The sequence below is a fragment of the Sulfitobacter indolifex genome (assembly GCF_022788655.1).
In the GTDB taxonomy this organism is placed as follows: domain Bacteria; phylum Pseudomonadota; class Alphaproteobacteria; order Rhodobacterales; family Rhodobacteraceae; genus Sulfitobacter; species Sulfitobacter indolifex.
Genome location: NZ_CP084951.1, coordinates 3,210,316 through 3,225,936 on the forward strand (window position 1 = coordinate 3,210,316; position 15,621 = coordinate 3,225,936).

The 15,621-nt window shown below is 58.4% G+C and carries 13 protein-coding genes; 4 read left to right on the forward strand and 9 right to left on the reverse strand.

Annotation, left to right across the window (positions count from 1 at the left end):
* Window positions 1-62: 62 nt before the first annotated feature.
* The 3 genes from DSM14862_RS15750 to dapD form a co-directional block, all read right to left on the reverse strand.
* Window positions 63-416: a hypothetical protein gene (locus tag DSM14862_RS15750; RefSeq protein ID WP_007118273.1), complete on the reverse strand. Its 354-nt coding sequence runs from the start codon at window positions 414-416 to the stop codon at window positions 63-65.
* Window positions 417-491: 75 nt separating this feature from the next.
* Complete coding sequence (locus DSM14862_RS15755) at window positions 492-746, reverse strand: GlsB/YeaQ/YmgE family stress response membrane protein (protein ID WP_007118274.1); 255 nt, start codon at window positions 744-746, stop codon at window positions 492-494.
* Window positions 747-802: 56 nt separating this feature from the next.
* On the reverse strand, window positions 803-1,630 hold the full coding sequence (dapD, locus tag DSM14862_RS15760; protein WP_007118275.1) for a 2,3,4,5-tetrahydropyridine-2,6-dicarboxylate N-succinyltransferase: 828 nt from the start codon (window positions 1,628-1,630) through the stop codon (window positions 803-805).
* A gap of 172 nt (window positions 1,631-1,802) precedes the next feature.
* On the opposite strand from dapD, the gene DSM14862_RS15765 reads away from it, so the two are divergent.
* Window positions 1,803-2,666, forward strand: a complete 864-nt coding sequence (locus tag DSM14862_RS15765; RefSeq protein WP_007118276.1) for an LOG family protein — start codon at window positions 1,803-1,805, stop codon at window positions 2,664-2,666.
* 54 nt (window positions 2,667-2,720) lie between these two features.
* Here the strand turns inward: DSM14862_RS15765 and DSM14862_RS15770 are convergent, their stop codons facing one another.
* Both DSM14862_RS15770 and DSM14862_RS15775 read right to left on the reverse strand, forming a co-directional pair.
* Entirely contained in the window at window positions 2,721-3,683 is a 963-nt protein-coding gene (locus tag DSM14862_RS15770) for an NAD(P)H-dependent flavin oxidoreductase (protein ID WP_007118277.1), read from the reverse strand.
* A gap of 4 nt (window positions 3,684-3,687) precedes the next feature.
* Window positions 3,688-5,301 carry a GMC family oxidoreductase gene (locus tag DSM14862_RS15775; RefSeq protein WP_040700324.1) on the reverse strand — a complete coding sequence of 538 codons (1,614 nt, stop codon included), beginning with the start codon at window positions 5,299-5,301 and terminating at the stop codon, window positions 3,688-3,690.
* Between the two features lie 292 nt (window positions 5,302-5,593).
* Between DSM14862_RS15775 and DSM14862_RS15780 the strand changes: the two genes are divergently transcribed.
* From DSM14862_RS15780 to DSM14862_RS15790, 3 genes are all read left to right on the forward strand, one after another.
* Window positions 5,594-8,794, forward strand: a complete 3,201-nt coding sequence (locus DSM14862_RS15780; RefSeq protein WP_040700326.1) for a CHASE domain-containing protein — start codon at window positions 5,594-5,596, stop codon at window positions 8,792-8,794.
* Between the two features lie 141 nt (window positions 8,795-8,935).
* Complete coding sequence (locus DSM14862_RS15785; RefSeq protein ID WP_007118280.1) at window positions 8,936-10,579, forward strand: sensor histidine kinase; 1,644 nt, start codon at window positions 8,936-8,938, stop codon at window positions 10,577-10,579.
* A 12-nt stretch (window positions 10,580-10,591) separates the two neighbouring features.
* Window positions 10,592-10,963: a response regulator gene (locus DSM14862_RS15790; protein ID WP_007118281.1), complete on the forward strand. Its 372-nt coding sequence runs from the start codon at window positions 10,592-10,594 to the stop codon at window positions 10,961-10,963.
* 91 nt (window positions 10,964-11,054) lie between these two features.
* On the opposite strand, the gene DSM14862_RS15795 is transcribed toward DSM14862_RS15790, so the two are convergent.
* From DSM14862_RS15795 to DSM14862_RS15810, 4 genes are all read right to left on the reverse strand, one after another.
* Window positions 11,055-11,414, reverse strand: coding sequence for an Hpt domain-containing protein (locus tag DSM14862_RS15795; protein ID WP_007118282.1), 360 nt, complete (start codon window positions 11,412-11,414; stop codon window positions 11,055-11,057).
* Entirely contained in the window at window positions 11,411-12,382 is a 972-nt protein-coding gene (locus DSM14862_RS15800; RefSeq protein ID WP_007118283.1) for a response regulator, read from the reverse strand. The genes DSM14862_RS15795 and DSM14862_RS15800 overlap by 4 nt, the downstream gene beginning before the upstream one ends.
* A gap of 287 nt (window positions 12,383-12,669) precedes the next feature.
* Entirely contained in the window at window positions 12,670-14,040 is a 1,371-nt protein-coding gene (locus DSM14862_RS15805; RefSeq protein WP_007118284.1) for an aspartate aminotransferase family protein, read from the reverse strand.
* 47 nt (window positions 14,041-14,087) lie between these two features.
* Window positions 14,088-15,563 carry an NAD-dependent succinate-semialdehyde dehydrogenase gene (locus DSM14862_RS15810; RefSeq protein ID WP_040700734.1) on the reverse strand — a complete coding sequence of 492 codons (1,476 nt, stop codon included), beginning with the start codon at window positions 15,561-15,563 and terminating at the stop codon, window positions 14,088-14,090.
* Window positions 15,564-15,621 lie beyond the last annotated feature (58 nt).

Here is a 15,621-nt window from a genome sequence, read left to right on the forward strand (position 1 = left end):
TGTGTGGGCAAATCGCGCCAATGCCAAGGGGGCGCTATGCAATTCCTCGTGTGAAGCGGTCGTCAGTCGAAAAATGGGGTCATCTGTGCGACGATAACCGAGTTTTCCTCTAGTGCGCGCTGCATCAACTCACGTTCTTCGCCGTCGATCTCTTGACCCTCGGCCTCGCGCTCTTCGAGCGTGCCATAGCCTGTCACGTCGAGCGGATTGGTGTCAGCCTGTTTGAGGATCGCAACCGTCTCGCGCACGGCCTCGGCTTCATCAATGCCGGAGGCGAAACACATCAGCGCGGCACCTGTCGCTTTGTCAGGCAGGCCATCGCCATCCTTGCGGCCGATCTGAACCAAAAGGGTAAAGACCTGCTGGCGCGATGGTTTCTTGGTTTTCTTGGATTCAGACATCTTGGGTTCAGACATGACTAGGGCCGCCGATTGCTTTCGGCAGCCCTAACCTTTTCGCTCAGATTTGGAAAGGGGCAGCGCCCCTCGCCGTTAGGTCCGGCCGCGGACCAATCGTGTAACCCAGATCAACAGGCAGGCACCGATGATACCCACTACAAGTTGACCGAACCAACCGCCCAGCGTGCTGCCGACGATCAGTACCAAAAGCCAGTTCGCGACCAAGGCACCAATGATGCCGAGGATGATGTTCATGATCAGACCCATGTCCGATTTCATGATCTTTTCTGCGATCCAGCCTGCAAGGCCGCCTACGATGATTGCTGCAAACCAACCGATACCCGTCATGTCATTAATCTCCTTTAAATTCAGGGATCAACGCCATGACTGGGCATTTGGTTCCATCAATCGCGCAGCAATTCATTGATCGAGGTTTTGGAGCGGGTCTTGGCGTCCACCCGTTTGACGATCACGGCGCAATAAAGGTTCACGTTGTTCTTCGATGGCATGCTGCCTGCCACGACGACCGACCCTGCAGGCACTTCGCCATACATGATCTCGCCGGTTGCGCGGTCGACGATCTTGGTCGACTGGCCGATAAAGACACCCATGCCCAGCACCGAGCCTTCGCGCACGATGCAGCCTTCAACGACTTCCGAGCGCGCGCCGATAAAGCAGTTGTCTTCGATAATCGTCGGCCCGGCCTGCATCGGCTCAAGCACGCCACCGATGCCGACGCCGCCCGAGAGGTGCACGTTTTTGCCGATCTGGGCGCAGGAGCCGACGGTCGCCCATGTGTCAACCATCGTGCCACTGTCGACATAGGCGCCGATGTTCACGAAAGACGGCATCAACACCACACCCGGCGCGATGAAAGCCGAGCGGCGCACGACGCAGTTCGGCACAGCGCGGAAACCGGCCTCTTTCCACTCGGCGTCACCCCAGCCTTTGAACTTGCTATCGACCTTGTCCCACCAACCAGCGCCCTGCGGGCCGCCTTCTTGATGCTCCATATCCTTGATGCGGAAACCCAGCAGCACGGCTTTCTTGGCCCACTGGTTGACCTTCCAATTGCCGTCTTCTTGCTTTTCCGCCACGCGCAGCTTGCCGCTGTCGAGCGCGTTTAGGGTTTCTTCGATGGCGTCGCGGGTCTCTCCGGTGGTGGCGGATGTGATCTGGTCGCGGGTATCCCAAGCGGCTTCGATGGCGGTTTCAAGTTGGGCGTTGGACATGGGGCAAGTCTCCGAATGTGAAAAGGCCTTTTGAGGGCTATAGCCTTGCACCGCCAAGGGTGCAATTGCCGGGCGATGAGGGGCGTGGTCATTCGTTGAACAACAAGGCATGTTGACCTGAACGCCCATTGCGCCACCTGAGCCAAGCCCTAGACCAAAGAAAGACCCGAGGATGACCGAGGAACACCGCCACCCGCTGCGCCGCGCCACCGCCGACCGTGCCAAGGCCGAAGACGCGCCTGACACCCCACAAACCCGCGCCCCGGCGTACCGTTTGGCCTTTACCGACAATGATTTCATGTGCCGCGAAGAGCTGCGTCCGGTACGCCTGCAACTGGAATTGCTCAAGCCGGAGCTGCTGCTGGATGCCCACGGCATCCAATCCACCATCGTGCTGTTTGGCGGCGCGCGCATTCCTGAACCCGCACAAAAACACACCGCCCGCACCAAGACGCTGGCCGATCTGTCGCGTTTTTATGATGAGACCCGCACCTTCGCGCGACTAATGACCGAAAAGTCGATGGAGACCGGCGGCGTGGAAAATGTCATCGTCACCGGTGGCGGACCGGGCGTGATGGAGGCGGGCAATCGTGGCGCGCTGGATGCGGGGGGCCATTCCATCGGCCTCAACATCGTGCTGCCGTTTGAGCAAGCGCCGAATGAATATGTCACGCCTGAGCTTTGCTTTAACTTCCACTATTTCGCGATCCGCAAGATGCATTTCCTGATGCGCGCCCGCGCGATCTGCGTCTTCCCCGGTGGTTTCGGCACGATGGACGAACTGTTTGAGGCGCTGACCCTGATCCAGACAGGCCGTATGAACCGCGTGCCTTTCTTGCTGTTCGGGCGTGAGTTCTGGGAAAAGATCATCAACTGGGACGCGCTGGCCGATGCAGGCACCATCTCTGCCGAAGACCTTGACCTGTTCCGTTTTGTCGAAAGCGCGGATGAGGCGATGGAGGTCATCGACAATTGGGAAACCGCCCCCGCCCGCGAGCATGTGCCGGGCCGGGAAGAAGTGGAAGACCACGGTTAAGAAGCTGCTTCTTGGCCCATTCAGCCGGTCGATGTCATTGGCATCGACCGGCTATCAGGCAAAGCTCTGCGCCAGCACAGCTTCGGCCCCTTCGACGATATCACGCAGGATATCAGCGGCGGGCTTCACGTCGCGGATCAACCCTGCAACCTCTCCAACAAAAGCGTTGGCAGTGCGTGCATCACCTTCGGCTACCGCCGCCTGCCACCGGGGCAGTTCTTGATCCAGCGCGGCGCGCAGGCCGTCGGGGTCATCATGCCAGCGGTCGGTGAAGTTATTACGCAGTACCCGCCCGGTGTAGCGTTTGGGCCAGTCATAACCGCGCATGATATCGGTGACGGTGCTGCGCAGCGTGTCATCGCCACTGGCCTCAATCGCCGCCTCAAGCATCGCGGGATGGACCAGCGCCTCCTCCGACGCCCAGAACCGCGAGCCGACGACCACCCCGTCAGCCCCCAGCATCAACGCCGCAGCCAGCCCGCGCCCATCGCCCACACCGCCTGCCGCACAAAGCAACGTGTCAGGCGCGTGACGGGCGATGTGATCGGCGATCTCTGGGACCAACGTAAAGGTCGCGCGCTTCTCACCGTGCCCACCAGCTTCGGAACCCTGCGCGACGATGATCTCGGCCCCCAAGTCGATCGCATGGGCCGCATCGCGCAGGGTTTGCACCTGACAGATCAGCGGCACCTTGGCCGCTTGGATCGCGGGAACGAACTCTGCCGGATCGCCGAAAGACAGAAAAACCGCCGCCGGATCGCGGGCAAGGACTTGCTCCAACGCCTGCGGATGCTCGCGCAGTTTCCAAGTGATAAAGCCGCAGCCAACCGATTGATTGCCTGCTAGATCCTGTTGCTCGGCGATCCATTCGCCGGAATCGTAAGCGCCGCCAATCATGCCCAAGGCCCCGGCGCCTGAGACCGCAGCCGCCAGCCGCCCGCCCGCCGCGAAGGCCATCGGCGCTTGAATGATGGGCTGGCTGATCCCCAAACGCTCGGTCAATCGCGTGCTCAGCATCCCATCACCGCCCCGCCAAAATCGCGTCGGCGGCCTTTTCGGCAATCATCACCGTGGGCGATGCCGTGTTGCCCGAGACGATCTTGGGCATGATCGACGCATCGACCACCCGCAGCCCGCTGAGCCCATGAACGCGCAGGTCGGTATCGACCACGGCCATCGGGTCGCTGCCCATTTTGCAGGTGCCGACGGGGTGAAAGATCGTCGTGGCAATATCGCGCGCTTTGGACAGCAAGTCTTCGTCGCTCTGCACGGCGGGGCCGGGCAGGATTTCCTCGGGCGCGTAGGGATGCAGTGCTTTCGCCGTCATGATGTGCCGCGCCTGTTTCATTGCCGTCACCGCCACGCGCTTGTCGCTCTCAGTAGAGAGATAGTTGAGGCGGATGTCGGGCTGCACGGCGCTGTCACGGCTGGTCAGGTGGCAGCTGCCGATGCTTTCAGGCCGTAGATTACACACCGAAACGGTAATCGCCGGGAAAGGGTGCAGAGGGTCGCCCAACTTATCCGTCGACAGGGGCTGCACGTGGTATTCCAGATCGGGCGTCTCAAGCGCCGGGTCGGACTTGGTGAACATGCCAAATTGGCTGGGCGCCATCGCCAACGGGCCGCTGCGCCGCATGAGGTATTCCAACCCCATCCGCCCCTTGCCCCAAAGTGAATGGGTCATCGTGTTGAGGGTCTTGGCGTTCTGCACCTTATAGACGGTGCGGATTTGCAGATGGTCTTGAAGGTTCTCACCTACGCCGGGCAGGTCGTGCAGGGTGGTGATCCCCATACCACCCAGAAAGTCGCTTTGCCCGATGCCAGACAGTTCTAGGATTTTGGGAGAGTTGATCGCCCCTGCCGCCAGGATTACCTCACCCTCAGCCATAGCCTGAAGAGCACGGCCTTTGTGGGTGAAACGCACGCCTGTCACGCGCTTGCCTTCAAGGATCAGACCCTCGGTATGGGCGTGGGTCATCACCCGCAGATTGGGGCGCTTCATCGCCGGGCGGAGAAAACCCCGCGCTGTGTTCCAGCGCACGCCACCGTGTTGGTTCACCTCGAAAAAGCCCGACCCTTCGTTGTCGCCGTCGTTAAAATCTGCGCGCGGCTCGATCCCGAATTCCCGCGCGCCTTCCTGTACGGCCTCTAGAATGTCCCACCGCAGGCGCTGTTTGCTGACCTTCCACTCGCCACCCGACTGGTGCATGTCGGTGCCACCGGCGTGGTGATCTTCGGACTTCAGGAAATAGGGCAGCACGTCGTCCCAGCTCCACCCGGTGTTCCCAAGCTGCCGCCAATGGTCATAATCCGCCGCCTGCCCGCGCATGTAGATCATGCCATTCACCGAAGAGCAGCCGCCCAACACCTTGCCGCGCGGATAGGCCAAGCTGCGCCCGTTCAACCCCGGTTCGGGGGCGGTCTTCATCATCCAATCAGTGCGCGGATTTCCGATGCAATAGAGGTATCCCACAGGCACTTTGACCCAGTGATAATTGTCGTTCCCTCCGGCTTCGAGAAGCAGAACGTTATTGGCAGGATCAGCGCTGAGACGGTTGGCCAATACACAACCCGCAGTGCCCGCGCCGACGATGATATAGTCATAGCGGCCCTCTAGCTGTGTTTCATCATTCATGGTGGCCCCCTCGCAAATTCCCTGCCCCGCCTCTTGGCCCGACAGTGGTAGAGCGCCCGGCGGCGGGTCACAATCCCTGCCGTAAATGAAGCGGACCGGACCCATTCTGCAGGCATTTTGCGCCAAAGCCACATTTGCCATGCATTGCGTTAGCAGCGGATCCGTTTGTTGCATTTTTGGGGAGACCGGTGAATATGGCCGGATTGGATATATTACCCCAAGGCGCTAGATTTTTTTCCTTAAGGAGAAAGCTCCATCGCCTTTTGGTAGCTAAACACGAAGGTTAAGGTTTTTGCGGCGACCCGAATTTATAATATTTCTCGGATGTATCGCCATCACTTTTGGGGTGTTTCTTTACAGCAGTCGCAGCAACGATGCTGCCGCCGAACGCGCTTTTGACCGCATCGCCGAAGAGAGCCTACAAAGCCTCGATACGAGAATGCACACCTATCTGCAAAGTCTCAACGGTATCGCCGCCTTCATGAAGTCCTCTGACGAGGTAACCGCCCGCGACTTTGGTCATTACGTTGACGCGCTTCAAATCGACAGTTTTTTGCCCGGGATCAATGGCATCGGCTTTGTCGCTTCGGTGGCCAGGGGAACCGAGGACGCTTTCGTCGAACAGGTCACTGCCCTTGGCATCGATGATTTCAGCATTCACCCCAACACCGGCAATGCCGAAAAGATGGTGATCCAATATATCTACCCTCAAGGGCCAAATGCAGAGGCCGTTGGCCTCGACATCAGCTTTAACGAAGACCGCCGCCGCGCCGCCCAACGTGCCCGCGAAACCGGAGAGCCGCAGTTAACCTCCCGTATCCTCTTGGTGCAGGATAAAACCCGGCAGCCGGGTTTCTTGCTGCTTCGTCCGGTTTTTGCCGCCCCCGACAACGCAGCACCGGACCCGGCGGATTTTATCGGCTGGGTCTATGCCCCTTTTGTCGGTGCAAACCTTTTGAATGGGCTGACCCCGGCGCAGGGCGCATCTTATGACATCAAAGTCTTTGATGGGCTAACCACTGCACCGGAAAACCTGATTTTCGACAGCACCGGGCAAAGCGCCGAGGTTGGACGCCACAGCATTACCCAAACGATCGAACGCTTTGGCCGGCCTTGGACCTTGGTTCATGTCAGCACCGTAGGTTTCGACAGCGCCATGCACAGCGCCGTGCCGGAACTCCTGCTCATTTCCGGTTTGCTGCTGGCAATTCTTTTCTTTGTGGCCTTCCGCAGCATGCGCCAGCGCAGCGCCGCACTCAGCGAACTTGCCGCCCTACGAGAACGGCAAATCGACGCCCATGAAGAAGAAAATCGTTCGCTCATTGAAAACGCCGTAACGCCTGTTTTCCTGCTCGACAGCAACGACCGCGTGCTGTTTGCCAATCAGGCCGCGCTGGTCTGCTTTGGCTATGGACGCGAGGCGCTCAAGGACATGGGTTTTGCTGATCTCGTCACCGATGTGGTCGAAGATCACGACCACGAGCAGGTCAATGCGACAGGAAAGACGTGCTTTGGCCAAGAACTGAAGCTTGATCTGCAACGCAACGATTGGACCACATACACCGGAGAGCGGCGTGTGACTGCGATTGTGCGGGATCTCACCTCAGAGCTTGCGGTGCAAGATGAACTGGCACGCAACAAAGCGCTCTATGATCTCGCACTTGAAGGCGCGCAAATTGGCGTTTTCGACATTGATTTGCGCAGCGGAAAATCCGAGGTGTCTTCGACATGGCGCCGCATCTTGGGGATGGCCGATTACGAGCGGCTTTCCGACCCGCAGGGGGAATTCCTCAAACGCGTTCATCCCGATGACCTGTCCTTGCTCATTCAGACCGATCAGGCCTGTATTTCAGGACAGCAGGAACGGTCGGTGACCGAATACCGGATGAAGATCGGCACCGGAGAGTGGCGTTGGATGCGCTCTGACGCGGTGGTGACTGAGCGCGACGAAGATGGCATTGCCCTTCGGATGGTCGGCACCCAGACCGATGTGACCGATATCGTTCACGCGCGGAATGCGCTTGAAACCAGCGAGCGACGTTTTCGTCAGGTGCTTGCTGCAGCGCCAGTTGGCATGGCGATTCTGGGCGATGGCGGCGTTTTCAACAGCGTCAATAGCGCGCTGTGTAGCCTCTGTGGCTACAGCGAAGACGAGTTGCTATCGAACACCAAACTTGACGACATGATGCCCGAGGACGACCTGAACAAGCTCTACGCAGAGGTCCGGGGGCTGGTCAAATCGCGCAGTTCGCAGAACTATCAAGCCGAATACCGCATCACGCATAAGCAAGGCTTTGAACGCTGGGGCTTGTTCAATGTCTCGTGGACCTTCGACAAAAACACCCGCGGCTATGTCTTTATCGTGCAGATCAACGACATCACGGATCAAAAGAAGCTTGAGCAGATCAAAAGTGAGTTTGTCTCTACTGTCAGCCATGAGTTGCGCACGCCATTGACCTCGATCAAAGGGGCGTTGGGGCTGATCGACACCACGGACAACACCCGCCTGCTGCCCGCCCATATTCGTCTGATCGACATCGCGCGCAGCAATGCCGACCGGCTGTCGCATATCGTGAATGATATCCTTGATCTTGAGAAAATCTCTTCCGGTGAAGTGATGTTTGATTTCCATGATGCTGATCTGAGCAGCGTCATCAGAGATTCCGTGAACGAGATGTCGCCCTTTGCGACTACCCACAACAACACCTTAGGCGTGCAACTGCCTGACGCCCCGCTGATGGTCCGTGTCGACGAAAGCCGCACCCGGCAGGTTCTGGCCAACTTGATTTCGAATGCTTGCAAATATTCCGACGCAAAGTCCGAGGTGCAGATCCGTGCTGAACAGTTGGGCGATCGCGCAATCGTCTTTATCCAAAACACCGGCCCCGGCGTGCCCGAAAATTTCCGCCCGCGGATCTTTCAAGCTTTCTCTCAGGCGGATGGGTCAGACACCCGCGCCAAGGGCGGCACCGGGCTGGGCCTGAACATTACCCGGCAGATCATCAAACGTCAGGGCGGCACCATCGGCTTTGAAAGCATTCCGAATGGCGTCACCGTTTTTTGGTTCACCTGCCCAATCGCCGAGGCCGAGACCACACAGGCCCCGGCCCTACCGGATGCAGAAATTGGCGAGCGGAATGCAAAGCTGCGGGTCCTACACATCGAAGACGATCTGGACTTTGCCGAGGTGATCCGCACCGGGCTGGACAGTGTTGCAGATGTGACCAATGTCACCAACCTTGCGCAGGCGCGGCAACTGATCGGCCAAGACGAGCTTGATGTTGTGATCCTTGACTGGTCCTTGCCTGACGGGGATGCGCGAACCTTGCTGGGGGACATCACCCGGCTACATCCCACCGCCAAGATTATCAGCCTCTCTGCTGACAACAATCGCGAGCCTGACCCGCGTGTGGGGATAAACCTTATCAAATCACGGAGTGGGATCAGCTCGGTGGTGAATTCGATTACTGGAGCCACCGCACGCGCGTCTTAGTACAACAAGTACCTCAGAGAAGTGACGCTAAAGTGCGACATGCCATATTATTGCCAACTTGGCTTGGCATTCTGATTAAACTAAAATTTACAAGTTATGCTACGAGCTACAGCAAGGCCGTTTCTGGGCGAGGATTTACGAGTGTCGTCAAAGTTAATTAACAAACGTACCGCCGCCACTTTTTTTCTGGGCACTGCCATTTCCGGCAGCTGGTACACCGCAACTTCTGCACTTCTGACCGGGGAAATTATTCCTGTGGTTGGCGCGATCGTTCTGGCGGGGCTAACCCCTTTTGGGGTGAACGCACTGCGACCGGGGGGCGATGACTCGCTGGACAATCACGATATGGCACAAAGGCTTAGAGCCTTTGACAGCCATGCTATCGTGAACATTCTCGATACTTGCGGAGTTCTAAAACAAGTCAACGACCGCTTTATCGAACTGACGGGCTACACCCGCGACCAACTGATAGGTCAGCCTGTTTCGATGCTCTACAATGAACGATCTCGCGAACTTGCTTCAGAAATGCGGGCTGCTTTGAAGCAGGGCAAGACATGGCAGGGCGAAACCCCACTGCGCTGTGCCGACGGCCGCGTTATTCAAACGCAATGCACTGTTATGCCGCTCTTTAACAAAAGCGGGGATTGGACTGGGTCAATTTCAGCCCGCACAGATGTAACCCACGCCAATGAGCTTTTGGCCGAGCGAGACACAGCTGAGACGCTATATGAGTTGCGCGATGACATTTGGATCGTCGACGCCGAAACGCACCGCTTTAGCTATATGAACCGTGTCGCAATGAGCCGTACAGGCTGGCGCACCGAACCATATTCAGAACGCACGCTTGACGACCTTGCCGAAAAAAGCGGCAGCCACGCCATTTTGGAGGCGTGTCAGTCACTGGCCGCCTCGGGCAAAGTAATGGCCCAGTTCGACACGGAAATGTTTGGCAATCACTTTCAGGTAACAGTCAAACTGCTGCCCATCGGCGGCAAGGCGGGGCGCTTCCTGATCATGCTTAACGACATTTCCGACATCATCGGTGAAGAGCGGATGAAGTCCGAGTTCATCTCGATGGTAAGCCACGAGCTGCGCTCGCCGCTCACCTCAATCAAAGGATCGATGGGGCTGCTTTTGTCGCGCGCAGCGGGCGAACTGCCCAGCAAAGCGCGCGCTCTGCTGGAGATTTCGCACCGCAATGCCGACCGTTTGGTACTGATCATCAATGACATTCTTGACCTTGAGAAAATCTCGACGGGGCAACTAGAATTTAACCTAGAAGAAACCGATATCGCTGAACTTCTTCGGGAAACAAGTGCTGCCAATTCCTCGCTTGAACAGCGCCATGGTGTGCGCATTCAGGTTGAAAACACGGACACCCCGATGCAAGTCACCACAGATCCAAACCGGGTTATTCAAGTGCTGACAAACTTCCTGTCCAACGCGGCCAAATTCTCGAAACCTGGGGAGCGGATCACCATTCGTGCCGAAGAGAATGACCACGAGCTGCGCATCTCCGTATCAGATCGCGGCCAGGGCATTCCGGCGTCTGAAGAACATAAAGTGTTCCAGCGTTTCGCCGATCTGTCCAACTCCAAACGTGCTGAAAAAGGCGGCACCGGCCTTGGCCTTAGCGTCTGCAAGGCCATTGTCGAGAACCTTGGCGGTAAAATAGGTTTTGACAGCCGCGAGGGATTTGGTACGACATTTTACTTTACCCTGCCGAAGAAAAATTCTCAGGTAGCGGCAGAGGAAACGGCTTCGTTGCTACGTGAAGCCTCCTAGAGAGAGTATGGAATGATCAAACTGCTGCACGTCGAGGATGACGCGGATATTCGGGAAATCGCGCTGATGGCGCTTGAGCTAAGCGGCGATTTCGATGTCGTCCAATGTGAGACCGGAGAAGCGGCGCTGAAACAGGTTCAGTCCTACACGCCCGATGTTATCCTGCTCGACATGATGATGCCGGGCATGACAGGTCGCCAGACCCTGGAAAAGATGCGTGAAATGGACAGCCTGCGCGACGTGCCGGCGATCTTTATGACCGCACGCGCCCAACATAACGAGATTGAAGAGCTGCGCGATCTGGGGGCGGCTGATGTGATCAGCAAACCGTTTGACCCCATTGCCTTGGCCGATCAGGTCAAAGCAGCAATGCAGGCCGCATAGGCCAGCGTTCCGTCAGTTTGCCCATCGGGCGACATCGGTATGAACTTGACTGAGTGGGGGGCGTGCCAAGCAAGGCACGGCTGCCACGCCATTAAGCGTGCGCGTCGATTTCCTGACGGCACTGTGCAACGAACCCGTCCAGTTCCGAGATGATTTCGATGGGGCATTCCGCACGATTGGCACTTGGACCGGCCAAATGTTCGACAATCTGCGTTTCACAGTTGCGCGCCATACGGCCCAGCTCTTCGAACCCCAGTGATCCAGCGCTGCCCGCGATCTGGTGCAGAATAGCCTGCGCGCTCGCTAGATTGCCTTTGATCTCTTCCACGGTCGTTGCGTCCCACGCGGCCAGACCATGGCTTGCGATCTGTGTCTGACGCTCGGCCAGCATATCGACAAAGCGCTTGCGAATGCGCTCAATGCCGGGAAGTTCAGCTAACATTTTAGTCATGCCTGTTGATCATTCTGCCAAAAGTCATTGAGCGATCTCGTATGCGCCACACTGGCGGACTCTGCACTTGCATGAGCCTGCGCCAGCGCGTCCATGACGGAGTTGCCACTTTTCCAAATCAGCCGAACAGCTTCGCCCGCACTGACGCGTGGATAAACACGCTCGCCATAATTGTCGAACAATTCGGTCTGAGACAACTCAAAGTTCACCGCATCCATCAACCCACCCATATTCGGACGCCATCCGCTTTCCGTGACGCAGACGAATGTACCGTTGCCCGCGTAGGACATCAGCACCTGATGGTCCACAAGCGTATCCGACAAAATCTCAGCCACGTCTGACACAAGGCTATAAAACTCGAACGACGTCATCGTCGCGTGGAAAGCGTCAACTTCGCGAATGGCAAAGGCAAAGGCGGTAGAGCCGAACAGCGCGCTGCGCGACAGCTGTGCGACGTAGTTCTCCATCGCGGTGTAGTCGATGACATTGTCCACGTCGTAGATCGGGACCGGCTCAAACAACTCCATGTGCGTGGCTTGATCGGCCACGGTCTTGGCCGCAAAGATTTTCTTGGTCCGCTGCTGGCGTTCCTTCACCATGCCTTCGACCAGACCGATGCGGGATTTAAGCTCCGCAATCTCAAACGGCTTGGTCACATAGTCGGTGGCCCCGGCAGCAAAGGCCCCGTCGATATAGCGTTTATCGGACATCGCGGTGAGCATCAGGATCGGCGTATCCGCATGGCGCGAGGAGTTGCGGATGTGTTGGGCCAGTTCGATCCCATCCATGCCCGGCATCTGAATATCAAGCATAAAGCAGTCAACTGGGCCAAGGTTCGGGTCCCCCAGCATATCAACCGCGTGCAGAGCCGACGGGGCGGTCGTCAGTTCATGCGCGCCGATGATCTCTACAAATTGCCCAAGCAATTCGAGGATAATCGGATCGTCATCCACCGCCAAAATTCTCATCACATCTCTCCACAGATAAATTCTTTCGCCCTCAAACTGGACGGGCCGCCGCTTGCTGCTAATTTCCCTGTTAAGTGTGGCCTAATTTGGGCGAATTTTTAGTAAATAGGCGACAAACCGGGGCACTGTTTCCGTTTTTGGGCCGATTCACCCCGCAGAACGGCCGCCTCAACTGATTATTCATTCTTCGTCGGTCTTACGGGTCGCTTGGCTCTCATATGCGAATCCCTAAACGAAAGCGGCCCGACGTTTCCGCCGGGCCGTTCTCGTCTCTGCGTCTTGAGGATTTAGCCCAAGCTTGCCTTGATCGCGTCGGCAGTGACCCCCACGACCTTATCCGCTTCTTCGCGGGTCAGGCAGAAGGGTGGCGCAAAGCCGATGATGTCGCCTTGGGGCATGGCGCGGGCAATGACGCCAGCCTTGAGCATATCGCCCACGATGGTCGGCACCACTTTGCGCGATGGATCAAACTGCGTGCGGCCTTCACGGTCCTCGACCAGTTCAACAGCACAAAGCATGCCTTCGCCGCGAATGTCGCCCACTTTAGGATGATCGCCCAATGCGGCCTTCATCTGCGCATTCAGATAACCGCCCACGTCGGAGGCATTCTCGATCAACTTCAGATCGTCGATCAGTTTGAGGTTCGCGATCCCCGCAGCCGCGCCGATGGGGTGGGCCGAATAGGTCCAGCCGTGGCCGATGGGGCCATTCTCATCGGTGCCCTGCTCCAGCACCTTCCACATCTTATCGCCGACGATGGAGCCCGACAGCGGCGCATAGGCCGAGGTCAGCCCCTTGGCGATGGTGATCAGATCAGGCTTCATGCCGTAATGGTCAGAGCCGAACATCGACCCCAAGCGGCCAAAGCCGGTGACGACCTCATCTGCGACCAGCAGAATGTCGTGCTTGTTCAGCACCTCTTGCACGGCGGCCCAATAACCTTCGGGCGGCGGCACGATGCCCCCGGTGCCCAGGACCGGCTCACCGATGAAGGCGGCGATGGTGTCGGCGCCCTCACGCTCGATCAGCGCTTCCAATTCACCCACGAGATGCGCGGTGAACGCTGCTTCGCTCATATCGGCGTCGGGGCGGCGATAGTAATAGGGCGCGTCGGTGTGCACGACCTGTGCCAGCGGCAGGTCGAACTTCTTGTGGAAGAGCTCTAGCCCCGTCAGCGAGCCCGTCACCAGACCAGACCCATGATAGCCACGCCAGCGCGAGATGATCTTTTTCTTCTCAGGACGGCCAAGGATGTTGTTGTAGTACCAGATCAGCTTAACGTTGGTCTCATTCGCGTCCGACCCGCCAAGGCCGAAATAGACCTTGCTCATGCCTTCGGGCGCGCGGTCGAGGATCATCTTGCTGAGCGTGATGCTCGCCTCGGTGCCATGACCGACATAGGAGTGGTAATAGGCCAGCTCATGCGCCTGCTCGGCAATCGCCTCGGCGATCTCAGTCCGGCCATAGCCGACGTTGACGCAGTAGAGTCCGGCAAAGGCATCTAGAAACTGATTGCCGTCGCGGTCGGTGATATGGCTGCCCTTGGCGGTCTTGATCACACGGGTCGGGCTTTCGCCGCGCGCGTGCTGCGCCAGATGGGTGGAGGGGTGAAAGAAATTTTCACGGTCCCATTGTTCGAGCATATCGTTCTTCAGCATTGGTCTTCCCTTTCTATCGACGCGCCTTTGCGCCGTATTCTTAAATCTTAAGCCCAGTCACGGCAGACGTATTTGATTTCCGTGAAGGCTTCGAGCCCCAGCCGCGATCCTTCGCGGCCGATGCCCGATTGTTTTGTCCCGCCAAAGGGGATCGGCGCGCCGGTCACCTTAGTACGGTTGACCGCCACCATGCCGAAACACAGCGCCCGGCTAGCGCGGTAAATGCGGCGTGGGTCTTGGCTGTGGACATAGGCCACCAGCCCGTACTCCGTGTCATTGGCCCGCGTGATCGCCTCATCCTCGCTGTCAAAAGCCGCGATGGCGGCCACGGGGCCAAAGGTCTCTTCGCGCATGATCAGCGCATCCGGCGGCACATCTGCCAGCACCGTCGGTTCAAAGAACAGCGGCCCCATCGCGTGACGCTTGCCACCACAAAGCAGCCGCGCCCCGCGGTCAAGCGCATCTTTGACGTGTTCCTCTTGTTTGGCGACGGCTTTCTCGTTCATCAGCGGGCCGATGTCCGGATCGTCTGAGCCGATGCCCACGGTCAGTGCCTGGGTGGCGGCGGTGAAGCGCGTGCAGAAGGTGGCATAGCTGTCGCGGGCGATGAAGAACCGGTTCGCGCCGAGGCAATCTTGCCCTGAGGTCGCGAATTTGGCCTTGATCGCTTCTTCCACTGCGCGGTCCATATCGGCATCGTCGAACATGATGAAAGGCGCATGGCCGCCGAGTTCGAGCACCAAGCGTTTCACACTATCCGACGCCTGACGGTAAAGCAGTTTGCCAATCTCTGTGGACCCAGTGAAGGAAATGGCGCGGACGCGGTTGTCCTCCATCCAGGGCTTCACGATCTCAGGTGCCTCTCCCGTAACGACGTTGAACACCCCCTTGGGCAGCCCCGCCTGTTCGCCCAACTCGGCCAGTGCCAGCGCCGAAAATGGAGTCTCAGCCGATGGATGCGCGACAACAGTGCAGCCTGCCGCCAGTGCCGCACCCGCCTTGCGGGTCAGCATTGCCGAAGGGAAGTTCCACGGCGTGATCAGGGCAGCCACCCCCACTGGCTCGCGCCAGATTTCAACCTCGGCATCCGGCAGGTGCGAGGTGACGCCTTCGATGTTGGGGCGGCGCGCCTCTTCGGCGTAGAACTCAAAAAAGGACGCAGCATAGTCGATCTCACCGCGCGATTCCGAGATCGGTTTGCCCTGCTCTGCGGTCATGATCCGCGCCAGATCTTCACGGTTTTCCAGCATCAGATCGCGCCAGCGCCGCAGGATCGCGCCGCGCTCTTGCGGCAGCAGGCCCGCCCATTGGGGAAAGGCGGCATGTGCGGCATCCACTGCAGCGCGGCTGTCGTCGCCGTTCAGCTTGGCCACTGACCCCAGCACCGCCCCGCTTGCCGGATCGGTGACATCAAACGCATCGCTCTGCGCCCCGGCAACCCATGCGCCACCGACATAGGCGAAATGGCGAGCCAATGCGCCATCTTCCAGCGCGGGCAGCCCGTTTACGGGGGTTGGGATCATTTTGGTCACGGCGCACCTCCTTTGGGATGAATTGCCCCAAAGGTAAGGCGCGGATCGG